Source organism: Streptomyces sp. NPDC093094, assembly GCF_044754345.1.
Taxonomy (GTDB): domain Bacteria; phylum Actinomycetota; class Actinomycetes; order Streptomycetales; family Streptomycetaceae; genus Streptomyces.
In genome coordinates this window covers 241,186-257,999 of record NZ_JBIVOX010000009.1, presented here as the reverse complement: position 1 = coordinate 257,999, position 16,814 = coordinate 241,186, and the positions used below count along the sequence as shown (strand labels likewise).

At 73.2% G+C, this 16,814-nt stretch carries 18 protein-coding genes; 5 read left to right on the top strand and 13 right to left on the bottom strand.

The window, feature by feature from the left end:
* Positions 1-59: 59 nt before the first annotated feature.
* Genes ACIQGV_RS21420 through tsaB form a run of 4 tightly spaced genes read right to left on the bottom strand, consistent with a single transcriptional unit; the run spans position 60 to position 2,587 of the window.
* On the bottom strand, positions 60-317 hold the full coding sequence (locus ACIQGV_RS21420; RefSeq protein WP_402496623.1) for a hypothetical protein: 258 nt from the start codon (positions 315-317) through the stop codon (positions 60-62).
* The gene (gene tsaD / locus ACIQGV_RS21415; RefSeq protein WP_402496622.1) at positions 314-1,408 is read right to left on the bottom strand and encodes a tRNA (adenosine(37)-N6)-threonylcarbamoyltransferase complex transferase subunit TsaD; all 1,095 of its coding nucleotides are present in this window, start codon (positions 1,406-1,408) and stop codon (positions 314-316) included. The genes ACIQGV_RS21420 and tsaD overlap by 4 nt, the downstream gene beginning before the upstream one ends.
* On the bottom strand, positions 1,401-1,898 hold the full coding sequence (gene rimI / locus ACIQGV_RS21410) for a ribosomal protein S18-alanine N-acetyltransferase (RefSeq protein ID WP_402496790.1): 498 nt from the start codon (positions 1,896-1,898) through the stop codon (positions 1,401-1,403). The genes tsaD and rimI overlap by 8 nt, the downstream gene beginning before the upstream one ends.
* A gap of 32 nt (positions 1,899-1,930) precedes the next feature.
* A complete protein-coding gene (gene tsaB / locus ACIQGV_RS21405) occupies positions 1,931-2,587 on the bottom strand; it encodes a tRNA (adenosine(37)-N6)-threonylcarbamoyltransferase complex dimerization subunit type 1 TsaB (RefSeq protein WP_402496621.1) in 657 nt (218 codons plus the stop codon).
* 108 nt (positions 2,588-2,695) lie between these two features.
* On the opposite strand from tsaB, the gene ACIQGV_RS21400 reads away from it, so the two are divergent.
* Entirely contained in the window at positions 2,696-3,250 is a 555-nt protein-coding gene (locus ACIQGV_RS21400; protein WP_402496620.1) for a hypothetical protein, read from the top strand.
* A 460-nt stretch (positions 3,251-3,710) separates the two neighbouring features.
* On the opposite strand, the gene ACIQGV_RS21395 is transcribed toward ACIQGV_RS21400, so the two are convergent.
* From ACIQGV_RS21395 to ACIQGV_RS21375, 5 genes are all read right to left on the bottom strand, one after another.
* Entirely contained in the window at positions 3,711-3,866 is a 156-nt protein-coding gene (locus tag ACIQGV_RS21395) for a hypothetical protein (RefSeq protein WP_402496619.1), read from the bottom strand.
* 128 nt (positions 3,867-3,994) lie between these two features.
* A complete protein-coding gene (gene tsaE, locus ACIQGV_RS21390) occupies positions 3,995-4,504 on the bottom strand; it encodes a tRNA (adenosine(37)-N6)-threonylcarbamoyltransferase complex ATPase subunit type 1 TsaE (protein WP_402496618.1) in 510 nt (169 codons plus the stop codon).
* On the bottom strand, positions 4,473-5,705 hold the full coding sequence (locus ACIQGV_RS21385; RefSeq protein ID WP_402496617.1) for an alpha/beta fold hydrolase: 1,233 nt from the start codon (positions 5,703-5,705) through the stop codon (positions 4,473-4,475). Before ACIQGV_RS21385 ends, tsaE begins: the two co-directional genes overlap by 32 nt.
* 81 nt (positions 5,706-5,786) lie before the next feature.
* A complete protein-coding gene (gene alr / locus ACIQGV_RS21380; protein ID WP_402496616.1) occupies positions 5,787-6,956 on the bottom strand; it encodes an alanine racemase in 1,170 nt (389 codons plus the stop codon).
* A 48-nt stretch (positions 6,957-7,004) separates the two neighbouring features.
* Positions 7,005-7,664: a L,D-transpeptidase family protein gene (locus tag ACIQGV_RS21375; RefSeq protein WP_402496789.1), complete on the bottom strand. Its 660-nt coding sequence runs from the start codon at positions 7,662-7,664 to the stop codon at positions 7,005-7,007.
* 343 nt (positions 7,665-8,007) lie between these two features.
* Here ACIQGV_RS21375 and ACIQGV_RS21370 point away from each other — a divergent pair, with 343 nt between their 5' ends.
* Positions 8,008-8,379 (top strand): holo-ACP synthase, encoded by a 372-nt coding sequence (locus ACIQGV_RS21370; RefSeq protein WP_402496615.1) that lies wholly within the window; start codon positions 8,008-8,010, stop codon positions 8,377-8,379.
* 118 nt (positions 8,380-8,497) lie between these two features.
* Positions 8,498-9,937, top strand: coding sequence for an NAD(P)H-hydrate dehydratase (locus tag ACIQGV_RS21365; RefSeq protein WP_402496614.1), 1,440 nt, complete (start codon positions 8,498-8,500; stop codon positions 9,935-9,937).
* A 9-nt stretch (positions 9,938-9,946) separates the two neighbouring features.
* Here ACIQGV_RS21365 and glmS read toward each other — a convergent pair whose 3' ends face one another.
* Positions 9,947-11,794, bottom strand: coding sequence for a glutamine--fructose-6-phosphate transaminase (isomerizing) (glmS, locus tag ACIQGV_RS21360; protein ID WP_402496613.1), 1,848 nt, complete (start codon positions 11,792-11,794; stop codon positions 9,947-9,949).
* A gap of 200 nt (positions 11,795-11,994) precedes the next feature.
* On the opposite strand from glmS, the gene coaA reads away from it, so the two are divergent.
* Positions 11,995-12,963 carry a type I pantothenate kinase gene (gene coaA / locus ACIQGV_RS21355; RefSeq protein WP_402496788.1) on the top strand — a complete coding sequence of 323 codons (969 nt, stop codon included), beginning with the start codon at positions 11,995-11,997 and terminating at the stop codon, positions 12,961-12,963.
* Between the two features lie 53 nt (positions 12,964-13,016).
* Here coaA and glmM read toward each other — a convergent pair whose 3' ends face one another.
* The 3 genes from glmM to rplM all read right to left on the bottom strand — a co-directional run bounded on the left by glmM (position 13,017) and on the right by rplM (position 15,616).
* Entirely contained in the window at positions 13,017-14,375 is a 1,359-nt protein-coding gene (gene glmM / locus ACIQGV_RS21350) for a phosphoglucosamine mutase (RefSeq protein WP_402496612.1), read from the bottom strand.
* A 242-nt stretch (positions 14,376-14,617) separates the two neighbouring features.
* Positions 14,618-15,130 carry a 30S ribosomal protein S9 gene (gene rpsI / locus ACIQGV_RS21345; protein ID WP_402496611.1) on the bottom strand — a complete coding sequence of 171 codons (513 nt, stop codon included), beginning with the start codon at positions 15,128-15,130 and terminating at the stop codon, positions 14,618-14,620.
* 42 nt (positions 15,131-15,172) lie between these two features.
* Positions 15,173-15,616 carry a 50S ribosomal protein L13 gene (gene rplM, locus ACIQGV_RS21340; protein WP_019526965.1) on the bottom strand — a complete coding sequence of 148 codons (444 nt, stop codon included), beginning with the start codon at positions 15,614-15,616 and terminating at the stop codon, positions 15,173-15,175.
* Between the two features lie 287 nt (positions 15,617-15,903).
* On the opposite strand from rplM, the gene ACIQGV_RS21335 reads away from it, so the two are divergent.
* Positions 15,904-16,782 (top strand): hypothetical protein, encoded by an 879-nt coding sequence (locus tag ACIQGV_RS21335; protein WP_402496610.1) that lies wholly within the window; start codon positions 15,904-15,906, stop codon positions 16,780-16,782.
* Positions 16,783-16,814 lie beyond the last annotated feature (32 nt).

The following is a 16,814-nucleotide window of genomic DNA, read 5'->3' as shown; positions in this document are numbered from 1 at the left end:
TCACCCCGGCGCCGTCCGCCGCCGGGGCCGCGAAGGGGTCCGGGGCACGCCCCGGGCCCTCACGTCACGCCCAGCGACTCGAAGCGCCAGCGGTGCACGGTGCGGGTCACCAGGTCGGGGCCCGGCTCCGGCAGCTCCGGGACCTCGGCGTCGAGGACCGTGTCCCACCAGGTGATCACCAGCACCCGGTCCTGCGGCGCGGTGAAGGTCTCCCGGCGCAGGGGTGCCAGCGGCAGTTCCTGCGCCCGCGCCCAGGCCAGCAGCTCGGCGCCCCGCCCGGGCACGGCCCGCGCCTCCCACATCAGGGCGACCGTCACGGGTACAGGTTCCCCTTGCCGACCTCGTGCACGTGGTCGTGACGGTGCTGTCCGGGCACATGCGTGTCGGTCACCGGAAGGGAGGAGTCCGCCGACAGGTCCCAGTCGGAGGCGGCCCGGTTGCGGGCGACCATCTCGGCGCCCAGCGCGGCCACCATCGCGCCGTTGTCGGTGCACAGCTTCGGCCGCGGCACCCGCAGCCGGATCCCGGCCCGCTCACAGCGCTCCTGGGCGAGGGCCCGCAGCCGGGAGTTGGCCGCGACACCGCCGCCGATCATCAGATGGTCGACGCCCTCGTCCTTGCAGGCGCGTACGGCCTTGCGGGTCAGCACGTCCACGACCGCCTCCTGGAAGGAGGCCGCCACGTCACGGACCGGCACCTCCTCGCCCGCGGCCCGCTTCGCCTCGATCCAGCGCGCCACGGCCGTCTTCAGACCGGAGAAGGAGAAGTCGTACGCCGGGTCGCGCGGCCCCGTCAGACCGCGCGGGAAGGCGATGGCCCGCGGGTCGCCCTCGCGTGCGTACCGGTCGATGACCGGGCCGCCGGGGAAGCCCAGGTTCAGCACCCGGGCGATCTTGTCGAACGCCTCGCCGGCCGCGTCGTCGATGGTGGCGCCCATCGGGCGGACGTCGGAGGTGATGTCGGAGGACAGCAGCAGCGAGGAGTGGCCGCCGCTGACCAGCAGGGCCATGGTCGGCTCGGGCAGCGGACCGTGCTCCAGCTGGTCCACGCAGATGTGCGAGGCGAGGTGGTTGACGCCGTACAGCGGCTTGCCCAGGGCGTACGCGTACGCCTTGGCGGCGGAGACGCCGACGAGCAGCGCGCCCGCGAGGCCGGGGCCCGCGGTGACCGCGATGCCGTCGAGGTCCCTCGCGCTCACCCCCGCCTCCTTCAGCGCGCGGTCGATGGTGGGGACCATCGCCTCCAGGTGCGCCCGCGAGGCCACCTCGGGGACGACACCGCCGAACCGGGCGTGCTCGTCGACGCTGGAGGCGATGGCGTCGGCCAGGAGCGTGGTGCCGCGCACGACGCCGACGCCGGTCTCGTCGCAGGAGGTCTCGATCCCCAGGACCAGGGGTTCGTCAGCCATTGATCTCGGTTCCTCGTTCGGGGGTCGGTCCCGCGGCGGTGCCGCTGTCGGGGGCGGTGGTCAGGCGCATCACCAGGGCGTCCACGTTCCCCGGCTGGTAGTAGCCGCGCCGGAAGCCGATGGGTTCGAAGCCGAAGCGCTCGTAGAGCCGCTGCGCGCGGACGTTGTCGACGCGGCACTCCAGCATGACCTCGGCGCACTCGAAGGCGGTCGCCGCCCTCAGCAGCTCGGTCAGCAGCCGCGCGCCGAGCCCGGTGCCCCACTGGTCGCGGGCCACCGCGATGGTCTGTACGTCGCCGAGTTCGCCGGAGGAGGCCAGGCCCGCGTAGCCGACGAGCCGTCCGTCCAGTTCGGCGACCAGATAGCGGCGGGTCGAGCCCGGCCCGCGCGCATGGGCCAGCTCGGACCAGAACATGCCCCGGGACCAGGCGTCCTCGGGGAAGAGGTCCTTCTCCAGGCCCAGGACGGAGTCGATGTCCCACCAGCGCATCTCGCGCAGTCGCGCAGTCGTCACGGGGGCGGTCACTTGGGGGTGACCACCTTGTAGTTCTTGGGCACCTGGGCGTCGGGGCGGCGCAGATACAGCGGCCGGGGCTCCTCCAGCTCCGCACCGGCCGCGAGCCGCTCGGCGGCGAGACCGGCCAGGGCCGCGGCCGACACGTGCCCGGGTTCGTGGGCGCCGGGGAAGGTGTCCGGGTAGAGCAGGGCGCCCGCGCCGACCGCGGGCAGACCGGCGACCCGCTCGGCGATGTCGGCGGGCCGGTCGACGGCCGGACCGGTGAGCCGGGTGCGGGAGTCGGCGTACGTCGCCCAGTAGACCTCCTTGCGCCGGGCGTCGGTCGCCACGACGAAGGGGCCTCTCTCGATGTCGGCGGCGTACGCGAGGCCGTCCAGCGTGCACACGCCGTGCACGGGCACGCCGAGGACGAGTCCGAAGGTGTCGGCGGTCATCAGCCCCACCCGCAGGCCCGTGTAGGGGCCGGGGCCGACGCCGACGACGATGCCGGTGACGGCGTCGAGCTTCAGCCCGGCGTCGGCGAGCACACGGTCGACGGCCGGCAGCAGCAGCTCGCCGTGCCGGCGCGCGTCGACCTGGCTCGACGAGGCGATGACGTCCGTGCCGTCGTGCAGGGCGACGGTGACGGCGGGGGTGGCGGTATCCAGAGCGAGCAAGAGCACGCAAACAGCCTACGGCCACCGCGCTGCGTGCACGGCCGACCCGGTCGGGCGGGCACCGGCTGCTAACGTCGCCACGAAGCGGGACGTACGACGCAGAGGGGGACGAGCGTGACAAGCAGCAGCTCGGGGTTCGTGGCCGCACTGACCGCGGCGGCCGTCGCCACGGTCGGCTTCCTCGCCTACCAGGCTTCCGCGAACGTCCCGCCGGAGCTGGCCCGGCGGGACTCGGCCTCCCCGGCGGACGTGTCCTTCACCAGGGCGCCGCGCGACCGGGGCAACCCCGCGGCCCTGCCCTCGGGGTCCGGTTCGGGTGAACGTGTCGTGTACTCGGTGGACGACGACCGGGTCTGGCTCGTCGGCTCCCGCAACCGGGTCCGCCGCACCTTCGAGGTCACCCCGGGCAGCGTCGACCCGGCGCCCGGCACCTACGCCGTGACCTCCCGCTCCAACTCCGTCACCGGCACGGACGGCACCCCTGTCGAGCACGTCGTCCGCTTCGCCAGCGTCAAAGGCGTGGCCGTCGGGTTCAGTGCGGCCAAGGACGGCGCCACGCCCCGGGCGGACGTACGGGTGAAGACGGGCGGCATCCGCGAGTCCCCCAGGGACGGCGACGCGATGTGGGCCTTCGCGACGATCGGCCGGAAGGTCGTCGTCATCCGCTGATCCGGACCCACCGGCCCGCAATGCATCGGTCCGGGTCCACCGGCCCACGGCACGCCGATCCCGACCCATCGGCCCGCGGCACACCGATCCGGACCCACCGGCCCGCAATGCATCGGTCCGGGTCCACCGGCCCACGGCACGCCGATCCCGACCCATCGGCCCGCGGCACACCGATCCGGACCCACCGGCTGCAATGCATCGGTCCGGGTCCACCGGCCCACGGCACGCCGATCCCGACCCACCGGCCCGCGGCACACCGATCCGGACCCACCGGCCCGCAATGCATCGGTCCGGGTCCACCGGCTGCAATGCATCGGTCCCGGTCCACCGGCCCGCGGCACACCGATCCGGATCCACCGGCCGCAATGCATCGGTCCGGGTCCGCCGGTCCGCAATGCACCGGCCAGGGGCGCGCCCGCCCGGGTCCACCGGTCCGGAAGGCCGCCGCCGTCCGCCGCCGTCAGGCGGCCCTTCTCGGCCCCTCGCCCGGCTCCGCCGCCGGCTCACGGGGCGGCGTGGAGACCGCGCTCGCGGCGGCACAGGCCGCGAGCAGATCGCTCATGGGAACGGCGGACAGCGCTCGCGGCTGCTTCTCGTCTCGCTCGGTGGCGGTCACGGACGCCTCCTCGGGGACCTGGCGGCGGGCGTAGTTAGGTAGACCTAACTACCGACGGGCTACCATGTGACCACGCGGACGAGCCCCAAGGCAATACTTTGCCGACGCGTTGTCGGAAACGTGTCCCGTCAGGCCGCGAGCACACTCAGGTCCACGGCGGCCCACCGCTCGCCCAGCCCGGTGAGCGTCACCTGCCGCACCTCGTCGGTGGTGTCGCCGACAGCCCGGTGGATGACCACCTGCAACCGGTCGTCGGTCAGCTCCTCGACCTTTCCCTCGCCCCATTCCACGACCACCACCGACTCCGGCAGCGACACGTCGAGGTCGAGGTCCTCCATCTCGTCCAGCCCGCCGCCCAGGCGGTACGCGTCGACGTGCACCAGCGGCGGCCCGTCACCGAGGGACGGATGCACCCGGGCGATCACGAACGTCGGCGAGGTCACCGCGCCCCGCACCCCCAGGCCCTCCCCGAGCCCGCGTGTCAACGTCGTCTTCCCCGCACCCAGCTCCCCGCTGAGCATCACGAGATCCCCCGCCCTCAGCACCTTGGCCAGGCGCCGGCCGAGCTCACGCATCTGCTCGGGGGAGGTGACGGTCAGCCGGGTCTCAGCGCGGCTGTACGGTGCTGCTGCTTCCATAACCACCCACCGTAGCCCCTGCCGGGACGGCCCCCGCACGGGTGAGCAGGTCGGCGAGCCGGTCGGTGACCGCCTCCGGGTGCTCCAGCATCACCAGGTGCCCCGCGTCGGGCACGAGCACCAGCTCCGCGTCCGGCAGCAGGCCCGCGATCACCTCGCTGTGCTCGCTCGGCGTGATCAGGTCCTGCACCCCGGCCAGCACCAGCACCGGCAGACCGCCGAAGTGCGCGAGCGCCTCCGTCTTGTCGTGGTCGGTGAAGGCCGGGTAGAACTCGGCGACCACGTCGATCGGTGTGCTCTCGATCATCCGCTCGGCGAACCGGGCGACGGCCGGGTCGACGTCCCGGGACGCGAACGAGTAGCGCTTGATGATCCCGGCGAACAGGTCCGCCGTCGCCCGCCGCCCCTTCTCCACCAGCTCGGCCCGCTGCCCCAGCGCCTTCAGCACACCCGGCAGCACCCGCCGCACCGCGTTCACCCCGGCGACCGGCAGCCCGAAGTCGACCTCCCCGAGCCGCCCCGACGACGTGCCGACCAGCGCGACCGCCACCACCCGGTCCCGCACCAGCTCCGGGTACTGGTCGGCCAGCGCCATCACGGTCATCCCGCCCATGGAGTGACCGACCAGCACGAGGGGCCCCTCCGGCACGGCCGCGTCGATCACGGCCTTCAGGTCCCGGCCCAGCTGGTCGATGGTCAGCCCCGCCTCGTCCTGCGCCTGCGCCACGCCGCGCCCGGACCGGCCGTGACTGCGCTGGTCCCAGTGCACGGTCCGCACGACACCGCGCAGCGCCGCCCGCTGGAAGTGCCAGGAGTCCTGGCTGAGGCAGTAGCCGTGACTGAAGACGACCGTGACGGGGGCGGGCGCCTTGCGGCCGAACAGACGGCGCCTGCGCGGCGCGGCGCCGCCCTCCGGTTCCACCTCGTCGACCTCGAAGTAAAGCTCGGTGCCGTCGTCGGCGTACGCCTTGCCGGGCGTGCCGCGCAGCGCCCCGTACGGGCCGGCGGAGTCCAGGGCGAGACGTGCCTTCCTGCGCATGCCGCGGCCCACGGTCATCCGCTCCAGGGCGACACCGGCCGCCGCGCCCGCGGCGACGACGCCTATCGCCACGCCCGCGATCCCGGTGGCCCGGCGCCAGCTCCCGGCCGCCCCCGTGGCGGAGGCGACGGCCGCGACGGCCTCCGCGCTGCTCTCGCTCACGTACCGCTCCTCACTCGGTGGGTGGCTGGTGTGCCGGGTGCATCCTCGCTCCGCCGTGCTCGACGGCGTACCGCGGGGGGCCTACCCCTCTTGTTGCCCGTTCACATACAGACGGGGTACCCGGCTGCCGATCCGGGTGACGATCTCGTAGGCGATGGTGCCCGCGGCCTGCGCCCAGTCCTGGGCGGTGGGCTCGCCGCGGTCGCCGGGGCCGAACAGGACCGCCTCGTCGCCGGCGGCGGGCTCGTCCCCGCCGAGGTCGACGACGAACTGGTCCATCGCGATCCGCCCCGCGACCGTGCGCCACTTGCCGCCGATCAGCACGGGTCCGGCGCCCGAGGCGTGCCGCGGGACACCGTCCGCGTAGCCGACCGGGACCAGGGCGAGCGTCGTCTCCCCCGCGGTCGTGTAGTGGTGGCCGTAGCTGACGCCGTGCCCTCCGGGGACGTGCTTGACCAGGGCCAGGGAGGCCGACAGCGTCATCACCGGGCGCAGGCCCAGCTCGGCCGGGGTGCCCAGCTCGGGGCTGGGCGAGATGCCGTAGAGGGCGATCCCGGCGCGGACCAGGTCGAAGTGGCTCTCGGGCAGGGTGAGCGCGGCCGGCGAGTTGGCGATGTGCCGCACCTCGGGGCGTACACCCTGCTCCTCGGCGTGCGCCAGCATCTCCCGGAAGCGGGTCAGCTGGGCGGCGATCGAGGGGTGGCCGGGCTCGTCGGCGCAGGCGAAGTGCGACCACAGGCCGGTGATCCGCAGCAGCCCCTCGCTCTCGGCGCGCAGGGCCTCGGCGACCAGCTCCGCCCAGTCGCCCGGCTGGCAGCCGCCCCGTCCGAGCCCGGTGTCGGCCTTCAGCTGCACACGCGCGGGACGGCCCGCCTCACGGGCGGCGGCGCAGACCTCGCGCAGGGCCCACATGCCGCTCACCGACACGTCCAGGTCGGCCTCGATCGCCTCGCGCCAGGGCCCGCCCGGTGTCCACAGCCAGCACATGATCCTGACGTCCGTCAGCCCGGCGGCCCGCAGCGCGAGGGCCTCCTCGGGGGTGGCGGTGCCCAGCCAGCCGGCGCCCGCCGCGAGGGCCGCGCGGGCGCACGGCACGGCGCCGTGACCGTAGGCGTCGGACTTCACCACGGCCATGACGGCCGCGCCGGACGCCTTCGCGCGCACGGTGCGCACATTGGCCCGCAGCGCGGCCAGGTCGATCTCGGCACGGGCGCGCAGCGGGGCGGAGGGCAGGAACGCAGTCTCACTCATCCCGCCCAGTGTCTCAGAGGGGTCGGGCGGCACCCGGAGGGCACGGGCTCAGGTGCCCGGCCGACGGCCCCACACGTACACCCGGTCTCCCTTGCGCAGCACGCCCCACAGCTTCCGGGCGTCCCCGGGCCGCAGGTTGACGCAGCCCCTCGACCCGACCGTGGTGAAGAGGGTCCCGTCGACCGCGTGGAACGCCTGGCCGCCGCTGAAGAACTGGGAGTAGGGCATCGGCTGGCCGTAGAGCGTCGACACATGGTTCCTGTGCCGCCAGTAGACGGTGTGCCAGCCGGCGCGCGTGCGGTACCCGGCCCGTCCGGTGCGCACCGGCACCGGCCCGAGGGCGAGCTTCCTGCCCTTCTGCACCCACGTCAGCTGGCGGCCGAGGTCCACGCAGGCGACCCGGTACGCCCGCACGGGGCATTTCCCGGCCGCGTTGGGGTTCCTGCGCGCGGCACGGAGCTGCAGGTGCGTCCAGGTCACCGGCCCCGCGAAGCCGATCGCGGGCTTGATGCCGTGCTTCAGCTGGTACGCCCTGACGGCCCTGCAGTCGGCCGCCGACTGCCTGCCGTCGGCCTTCAGCTTCAGCAGCCTCTCGACCTGGCGCTGATAGGGCCCGGTCCGCCCGGTGCACGTCGCCTGCGCGAGGGCGTCCCGGGCCGGGTCGCGGGCGTCCCGGGCGAGGGCGGTTCCGGCGGGCAGGAGCGTCATGGCGGCCAGGGCCACGGCGACGGTCCTGAGGGCAACTCGCGCACTGGTCACAGCGTCAGCAAAACCGGCCCCGCCGCGCGTCGTCCGGGCGCCGCGCGGCGGGGTCACCCGGACGTACGCGCGCCGGGGCGGGCCCGCCCCGCGCAGGCCGGCGTCCAGGGCCTGTCCGACCGTTCCCGTCTGCCGCGCGCCGCCGTGCACGCGCTCTCGCCGCACCGGCCCCGGACCCGGGTGCGTCCGGTACGAGGGCCTGGAGCGGGCACGACGAGAGCACGCACCTGACGCGCGCGGCCGCCCTTCGGGCGACGACGCGAAGGGTCAGACAGGCCCTAGGGTGCTCGGCATGAGCATCATCGGGGTCGGTATCGACGTGGCGGAGATCGACCGTTTCGCCGCGTCCCTGGAACGCACGCCGGGACTCGCCCGACGGCTCTTCCTGGAGAGCGAGTTGCTGCTCCCCAGCGGCGAACGCCGGGGCAACGCCTCGCTGGCCGCCCGTTTCGCGGCGAAGGAGGCCCTGGCCAAGGCCCTGGGCGCACCCGCGGGCCTGTACTGGACGGACGCCGAGGTCTACGTCGAGGACAGCGGCCGCCCCCGTCTGCGGGTGACCGGCACGGTCGCGGCCCGCGCGGCCGAACTGGGCGTCCGCTCCTGGCACGTCTCCCTCAGCCATGACGCGGGAGTGGCCTCGGCGGTGGTGATCGCGGAGGGCTGAGCCGGCCCGCGGGCCGGTGGGCCGGGACACGGGGCGGCCCTTCCCGGTGCCGGACCTTTCCCGGCCCCGGCCCCTCCGCGGCTGGTGATCGCGGGACGCTCCCGGCAGACTCGTCGGCATGCGTACTGCGTACAGCGTGGAGACGGTGCGGGCCGCCGAGCGGGAGCTGATGGCACGGCTTCCCGAGGGGGCGCTGATGCAACGGGCCGCGGCCGGACTGGCCGCAGCCTGTGCCGAGTTGCTCGGGCGGGTCTACGGCAGCCGGGTCGTGCTGCTGGTCGGCAGCGGCGACAACGGCGGCGACGCCCTGTACGCCGGTGCCCGGCTGGCCCGGCGCGGCGCGGGAGTCACGGCGGTGCGGCTGATTCCCGGACGCGTCCACGAGGCCGGGCTGGCGGCCCTGCGCCGGGCCGGCGGCACGGTGACCGGCACCGAGGGCGCCGAGCGGCTGATCGGGCGGGCGGACCTGGTGGTCGACGGCATCGTCGGGATCGGCGGCAGGGGCGGGCTGCGGCCGGACGCGGAGCGGCTCGCCGTCGCGGCGGGGCGCTCCCGGGCCGCGGTCGTCGCCGTCGACCTGCCGAGCGGGGTCGACGCCGACACCGGCCGGGTGCAGGGCCCGGCGGTCCGGGCGGACCTCACGGTCACGTTCGGCACGCACAAGCCGGGTCTGCTGGTCGACCCGGCGCGCGACCGTGCCGGGACGGTCCGGCTCGTCGACATCGGCCTCGGCCCCGTCCTGCCCGCCGAGCCCGCGCTGGAGGCGCTCCAGCACGCGGACGTGGCACGGCTGCTGCCGGTGCCCGCCCCGGAGAGCGACAAGTACCGCCGGGGCGTGGTCGGGATCGCGGCCGGTTCCGCGCGGTACCCGGGCGCCGCGGTCCTCGCCGTGTCCGGCGCGCTCGGCGGCGGCGCGGGCGCGGTCCGCTACGTCGGCCCCGCCGGGGACGCGGTGATCGCCCGCTTCCCCGAGACCCTCGTCTCCGACCGGGGCCCCGCGAAGGCCGGCCGGGTCCAGGCATGGGTCGTGGGCCCGGGCGCGGGCGACGACGCCGGGCCCGTCGCGGAGGTCCTGGAGGCGGACGTCCCGGTCCTGATCGACGCGGACGGCCTGCGTCTGGCGGACCGCGAGGCCGTACGGGCCCGGACCGCGCCGACGCTGATGACCCCGCACGCGGGCGAGGCCGCGGCGCTGCTCGGGGTGACCCGCGAGGAGGTCGAGGCCGCCCGGCTCACCGCCGTACGGGAACTGGCGGCCCGCTACGGCGCGACCGTGCTCCTGAAGGGCTCGACGACCCTGGTCGCCGACGCGGCGGACGGGAGCCCGGTCCGGGTCAACCCGACGGGCACCTCCTGGCTGGCCACCGCGGGCAGCGGGGACGTCCTCTCGGGCCTGGCCGGCTCCCTCCTGGCGGCGGGCCTGACCCCCCGGGACGCCGGGAGCGCGGCGGCCTACCTCCACGGTCTGGCGGGCCGGTACGCCGCGGACGGGGCCCCCACCACGGCACAGCACGTGGCGGAGGCCCTCCCGGAGGCGTGGCGGGACGTGCGGAGCTGACCGCGGGGCCTACTCCACCGTCACCGACTTGGCCAGGTTGCGGGGCTGGTCGACCTCGTTGCCCCGGGCCGTGGCCAGTTCGCAGGCGAAGACCTGGAGCGGGACCGTCGCCACCAGCGGCTGGAGCAGCGTCGGGGTCGCCGGGATGCGGATCAGATGGTCGGCGTACGGGACGACGGCCTCGTCGCCCTCCTCGGCGATCACGATCGTGCGGGCGCCCCGGGCGCGGATCTCCTGGATGTTGGACACGATCTTGTCGTGCAGGACGGACCGTCCGCGCGGCGACGGGACGACGACCACCACCGGCACGTCCTCCTCGATCAGCGCGATCGGACCGTGCTTGAGCTCGCCCGCCGCGAAGCCCTCGGCGTGCATGTAGGCCAGCTCCTTCAGTTTCAGCGCGCCCTCCAGGGCCACCGGGTGGCCCACGTGCCGGCCGAGGAACAGCACGGTGTTCTTGTCGGCGAGGGAGCGGGCCAGCTCGCGCACCGGCTCCATGGTCTCCAGCACCCGCTCGACCTCGCCCGAGATCCGGGACAGATCGCGGATCACGGCCCGGATCTCGTCGCCCCACTTGGTGCCGCGCACCTGGCCCAGGTACAGGGCGACCAGGTAGCAGGCCACCAGCTGGGTCAGGAACGCCTTGGTGGAGGCGACCGCCACCTCCGGGCCGGCGTGCGTGTACAGCACGGCGTCGGACTCGCGCGGGATGGTCGAGCCGTTGGTGTTGCAGATGGCCAGCACCTTGGCCCCCTGCTCACGGGCGTGCCGCAGCGCCATCAGGGTGTCCATGGTCTCGCCCGACTGCGAGATCGCGACGACGAGGGTGCGCGTGTCCAGGATCGGGTCGCGGTAGCGGAACTCGCTGGCCAGCTCCACCTCGCAGGGGATGCGCGTCCAGTGCTCGATCGCGTACTTGGCGATCAGCCCGGCGTGGAAGGCCGTGCCGCAGGCGACGACGACGACCTTGTCCACCTCGCGCAGCTCGGCCGCGCCGATGCGGACCTCGTCCAGGGTCAGCGAGCCCGCGGCGTCGATCCGGCCCAGCAGGGTGTCGGCGACCGCCTTCGGCTGCTCGGCGATCTCCTTGAGCATGAAGTAGTCGTAGCCGCCCTTCTCCGCCGCCGACGCGTCCCAGTCGACGTGGTACGCGCGGACGTCCGCCGCACGGCCGTCGAAGCCGGTCACGGTGACGCCGTCCCGGCGCAGCTCGACCACCTGGTCCTGGCCCAGCTCGATCGCCGAGCGGGTGTGGGCGATGAACGCGGCGACGTCCGAGGCGAGGAACGCCTCGCCCTCTCCGACGCCCACCACGAGCGGGGAGTTGCGGCGCGCGCCCACGACCACGCCGGGCGCGTCCGCGTGCACCGCGACCAGGGTGAACGCGCCCTCCAGGCGCCGGCACACCAGCCGCATGGCCTCGGCGAGGTCGGCCGTGGCGGAGAACTCCTCGGCCAACAGATGGGCGACCACCTCGGTGTCCGTCTCCGAGGTGAGCACGTGCCCGCGCTCGGCCAGTTCGGCGCGCAGCAGGGCGAAGTTCTCGATGATGCCGTTGTGCACGACCGCGACCCGGCCGGCGTTGTCCAGATGAGGATGGGCGTTGGCGTCGGTCGGGCCGCCGTGCGTGGCCCAGCGGGTGTGCCCGATGCCGGTCGGACCGGCCGGCATCGGGTGCTCGGCCAGCTCCTTCTCCAGGTTGACCAGCTTGCCGGCCTTTCTGGCGGCGGCCAGACCGCCGTCGGCGAGCACGGCGACGCCCGCCGAGTCGTATCCCCGGTACTCCAGCCGCTTCAGTCCGGCCATCACGACGTCCAGCGCCGGCTGCGGCCCTACGTATCCCACGATTCCGCACATGTGCCGCAGCTTATGGTCCGGCCGGTGCGCGAACACCCCTGAGCGTGCCCGATTTCGGAAATGATCGGCCCCTTTCGGACCCCCGTGGCGCGTGTTCCGCTCTCCGCCGGGCCCGAGAGTCGCTCGAAGCGTGACGGAGCACACCCGCCGCGCTGTTCAAACTCCGTTAACAATGGACTGTGATCTCTCCGATCTCCTCGATGCCCCGGAGCGCCCACCGGCCCAGGCCGGAGGCGACTCCCTACGTCGACCTCACCCGAGCCGAGTGGAGCGCGCTGCGCGACAAGACGCCGCTGCCGCTCAGCGCCGAGGAGGTCGAGAAGCTGCGCGGTCTGGGCGATGTCATCGACCTCGACGAGGTGCGGGACGTCTACCTGCCGCTGTCGCGGCTCCTCAACCTCTACGTCGGCGCGACGGACGGTCTGCGCGGGGCGCTGAACACCTTCCTCGGCGAGCAGGGCTCCCAGTCGGGCACGCCCTTCGTCATAGGGGTCGCCGGTTCCGTCGCGGTCGGCAAGTCGACGGTGGCCCGGCTGCTCCAGGCGCTGCTGTCGCGCTGGCCGGAGCACCCGCGGGTGGAGCTGGTCACGACGGACGGCTTCCTGCTGCCGACCCATGAGCTCCAGGACCGCGGCCTGATGTCCCGCAAGGGTTTCCCGGAGTCGTACGACCGCCGGGCACTGACCCGGTTCGTCGCCGACATCAAGGCCGGCAAGGACGAGGTGACGGCTCCCGTCTACTCCCACCTGATCTACGACATCGTCGCCGACGAGAAGCTGACCGTGCGCCGCCCGGACATCCTGATCGTGGAGGGGCTGAACGTCCTGCAGCCCGCCCTGCCGGGCAAGGACGGCCGCACCCGGGTCGGCCTCGCGGACTACTTCGACTTCAGCGTGTACGTCGACGCGCGCACCGAGGACATCGAGCGCTGGTACCTCAACCGCTTCAAGCGGCTGCGCGAGACGGCGTTCCAGAACCCGTCCTCGTACTTCCGCAGGTACACGCAGGTGTCCGAGGAGGAGGCCCTCGACTACGCCCGCACGATGTGGCGCACCATCAACAAGCCCAACCTGGTGGAGAACATCGCCCCGACCCGGGGCCGGGCCACGCTGGTCGTGCGCAAGGGCCCGGACCACAAGGTGCAGCGGCTGAGCCTGAGAAAGCTCTGAGGGCGTGCCCCGAGGGGGCACGCCCTCAGGGGCACGGACTCCGCGGAAGAGGATCAGCCCAGCGCGGACTTCACGACGTCGGCCAGCCGGCCCGCCACGGACCGGGCCTGCTCGATGTCGGCCGCCTCGACCATCACGCGCACCAGCGGCTCCGTGCCGGAGGGGCGCAGCAGCACGCGTCCGGTGGAGCCCAGCTCCCGCTCGGCCTCGGACACGGCGTCGGCCAGCTCGGCGGAGGTCTTGACCCGCGACTTGTCGACGTCGGGCACATTGACGAGGACCTGCGGCAGCCGCTCCATGACGCCGGCCAGCTCCCGCAGGGACCGCCCGGTGTCGGCGATCCGCGCGGCGAGCATCAGGCCGGTGAGCGTGCCGTCGCCCGTCGTCGCGTGGTCGAGGATGATCACGTGCCCGGACTGCTCGCCGCCGAGGGCGTAGCCGTGGGCCTTCATCTCCTCCAGCACGTACCGGTCGCCGACCGCGGTCTGCTCCAGGCGGATGCCCTCGCGTTCCATGGCCAGCGTGAAGCCGAGGTTGGACATCACGGTGGCGACGACGGTGTCGGAACGCAGCGCCGAGCGCTCCCGCATGGCCAGGGCGAGGACGGCCAGGATCTGGTCGCCGTCGACCTCCTCGCCGGTGTGGTCCACGGCGAGGCAGCGGTCGGCGTCGCCGTCGTGCGCGATGCCGAGGTCGGCCCGGTGCTCGACGACCGCGGCCTTCAGCTTGCCGAGGTGCGTCGAGCCGCAGCCGTCGTTGATGTTGAGGCCGTCGGGCTCGGCGCCGATGGTGATGATCTCCGCGCCCGCCCGGGAGAACGCCTCGGGCGAGACCCGCGCGGCCGCGCCGTGCGCCTCGTCGAGGACGATCTTCAGCCCGTCGAGCCGGTTGGGCAGCACACCGACGAGGTGGGCGACGTACTTGTCGAAGCCCTCGTCGTAGGTCCGTACACGGCCGACGCCCGCGCCGGTCGGCCGGTTCCACGGCGCGCCGGTGCGGTGCTCCTCGTAGACGGACTCGATGCGGTCCTCCAGCTCGTCGGCGAGCTTGTGGCCGCCGCGGGCGAAGAACTTGATGCCGTTGTCGGGCATGGCGTTGTGGCTGGCGGAGAGCATGACGCCCAGGTCGGCGCCGAGCGCTCCGGTGAGGTACGCCACCGCCGGCGTCGGCAGCACGCCGACCCGCAGCACGTCCACCCCGGCACTGGCCAGGCCCGCGACGACCGCCGCCTCCAGGAACTCGCCGGAGGCACGCGGGTCCCGGCCGACCACCGCGGTCGCCCGGTGGCCCTCGAAGGTGCCCGCCTCGGCCAGTACGTGGGCCGCCGCGACGGAGAGACCAAGGGCCATCTCGGCCGTCAGATCCGCGTTGGCGACACCGCGGACGCCGTCCGTGCCGAAGAGTCGTCCCACTTGTCCTCCTGAGAAAAACGTTCGTTCGGGAAGCCGTGCCGGTGCGGCTCGCGCACTCCACTTCCTCTCCCGGGCACTCAACGCCCGGGCATCAGATAACACAAGCCCTCGATCGTCTTGTGTCGTTATACGCCCATCGCTGGGATAAACGAACGCCCCGACGGCACTGTGGCGTGCCGCCGGGGCGTTCGGAGTACGCAGGCGGGGCAAGGCCCCTGATACGTACGAGCAGGCAGCGAAGCTTAACGCTTGCTGTACTGCGGAGCCTTGCGGGCCTTCTTGAGACCGGCCTTCTTGCGCTCGACCGCACGGTCGTCGCGGCGGAGGAAGCCGGCCTTCTTCAGCGGGCCGCGGTTGTTGTCGACGTCGGCCTCGTTCAGGGCGCGGGCGACACCGAGACGCAGGGCGCCGGCCTGGCCGGAGACACCGCCACCGGCGATGCGGGCGATGACGTCGTAACGACCGTCGAGCTCCAGAACCTTGAACGGCTCGTTGACTTCCTGCTGGTGCACCTTGTTGGGGAAGTAGTCCTCAAGGGTGCGACCGTTGATCTTCCACTTGCCGGTGCCCGGGACGATCCGGACGCGGGCGATGGCGTTCTTGCGGCGGCCCAGGCCGGCGGCCGGCTGGGCCTCGCCGAAGCGGGAGGCGAGGGACTCGGAGGTGTACTCGCCCTCCACCGGAACCTCGGACTCGGTGGTGTAGCTGTCAATGTCAAGCTCTTCGAGCGGCTGCTCGGCAGTGGTCTCGGCCACGATGCTCCTCAGATTCTCTTCAGTCTTAGGGGGTGGCCGGACTTACTGCGCGACCTGGGTGATCTCGAACGGCACCGGCTGCTGGGCAGCGTGCGGGTGCTGGTCGCCCGAGTAGACCTTCAGCTTGGAGAGCATCTGACGGCCCAGGGTGTTCTTGGGGAGCATGCCCTTGACGGCCTTCTCGATGGCCTTCTCGGGGTTCTTCGCCAGCAGCTCGTCGTAGCGGACGGAGCGCAGACCACCCGGGTAGCCGGAGTGGCGGTACGCCATCTTCTGGGTCCGCTTGTTGCCGGACAGGTGCACCTTGTCGGCGTTGATGATGATGACGAAGTCACCGGTGTCGACGTGGGGCGCGTAGATCGGCTTGTGCTTGCCCCGCAGGATGGAGGCGGCGGTGCTGGCGAGACGGCCCAGGACGACGTCCTGAGCGTCAATGACGTGCCACTGGCGCGTCACATCGCCGGGCTTGGGGCTGTACGTACGCACGGTTCGTAGCCTTCGCTTCGAGTGAATGGTCCTGACAAGGTCACCGAAACGATCACGACAGCCCTGACCGCACCGCGGTGACGCATACCGCGTGCTGGTCGCTGGTCATCGGCCCGGTGGACCGGTGTAAGGGCCCGTCCCGTGAGAATGAGCAAGCCAATACACAACGAACACGCAGGATACCCATCGCGCCACGCCCGGGTCAAAACGACCCGTACGACCGCGCCGGACGCCGGGCCTCCGCCCACGGTCCCGAGCCGCGCGGCCCCCCTCTAAGATGCACCCCCATGAACTATGGGCAGGGGGGACCCCAGTCCCAGTGGGATCCCTGGAAACCGCAATCGCAGCAGGCGTGGGACAGCGGGACGGGCCGGAACCCGGACTGGGCCGCGCTCGCGGAGGCGTCCGAGGCGCGCAACAAGCGGCGGCGCATGCTGCTGGTGGTCGGCGGTGCGCTCGCCACCGTGGCGGTCGGCGCGGCCGTCGCCGTGGCCGTCGTCTCGGCCAATGACAACGGCAGCAACGAGGGACAGCCGACGGCCCAGCTGCCCTCGACGGCGGACATCCCCGGCTCGACGGCCCCGGCGCCGTCCTTCGAGCCGACGACCGCCCCGCCGCCGCTGGACCCGCTGGACTTCATCTCCGGCAAGAACAAGGACACCGCTCCGCTCAGCCCGGACATCCTCTTCCCCGGCACCCAGCTGACCATGGGCGAGACCGTCTACCGCAAGGGCCCGACCGCGGACACCACGAACTGCGCCACCGCCGCGCAGAAGACGCTCCCGAAGGTCCTGACGGCCAACAGGTGCACGCGTCTGCTGCGGGTCACCTACGTCAAGGACGGTGTCGCCGTGACCGTCGGCGTGGCCGTCTTCGACACCGAGGCGCAGGCGGCGGCGGCCAAGGGCCAGGCCGACTCCAAGAGCCTGATCAAGCCGCTGCCCGGCAACGGGATCAAGGCGTTCTGCAACGGCGCCGTCTGCCGCTCGACGACGAACAGCTACGGCCGCTACGCCTACTTCACCGTCACCGGCTTCACCGACGGCAAGGACGTCACCACCAAGGACACCCGGGTGTTCTCCCAGGGCGACGACCTGGCCGAGTTCACCTTCCGCCAGATCCGCCGCCGCGGAGAGGCCCAGGCGTCGGCCGCGGCCCAGCAGTAGCCCGCCGTGCGTGACGGCGGCCCGGGTCGTGG

What these genes read in the sequence shown, in the direction of transcription:
- tsaD (WP_402496622.1), bottom strand. Translation starts at nt 1,408, where the DNA reads ATGGCTGACGAACCCCTGGTCCTGGGGATCGAGACCTCCTGCGACGAG.
- rimI (WP_402496790.1), bottom strand. Translation starts at nt 1,898, where the DNA reads ATGCGCTGGTGGGACATCGACTCCGTCCTGGGCCTGGAGAAGGACCTC.
- tsaE (WP_402496618.1), bottom strand. Translation starts at nt 4,504, where the DNA reads ATGGAAGCAGCAGCACCGTACAGCCGCGCTGAGACCCGGCTGACCGTC.
- alr (WP_402496616.1), bottom strand. Translation starts at nt 6,956, where the DNA reads ATGAGTGAGACTGCGTTCCTGCCCTCCGCCCCGCTGCGCGCCCGTGCC.
- ACIQGV_RS21375 (WP_402496789.1), bottom strand. Translation starts at nt 7,664, where the DNA reads ATGACGCTCCTGCCCGCCGGAACCGCCCTCGCCCGGGACGCCCGCGAC.
- ACIQGV_RS21370 (WP_402496615.1), top strand. Translation starts at nt 8,008, where the DNA reads ATGAGCATCATCGGGGTCGGTATCGACGTGGCGGAGATCGACCGTTTC.
- ACIQGV_RS21365 (WP_402496614.1), top strand. Translation starts at nt 8,498, where the DNA reads ATGCGTACTGCGTACAGCGTGGAGACGGTGCGGGCCGCCGAGCGGGAG.
- glmS (WP_402496613.1), bottom strand. Translation starts at nt 11,794, where the DNA reads ATGTGCGGAATCGTGGGATACGTAGGGCCGCAGCCGGCGCTGGACGTC.
- coaA (WP_402496788.1), top strand. Translation starts at nt 11,995, where the DNA reads ATGCCCCGGAGCGCCCACCGGCCCAGGCCGGAGGCGACTCCCTACGTC.
- ACIQGV_RS21335 (WP_402496610.1), top strand. Translation starts at nt 15,904, where the DNA reads ATGAACTATGGGCAGGGGGGACCCCAGTCCCAGTGGGATCCCTGGAAA.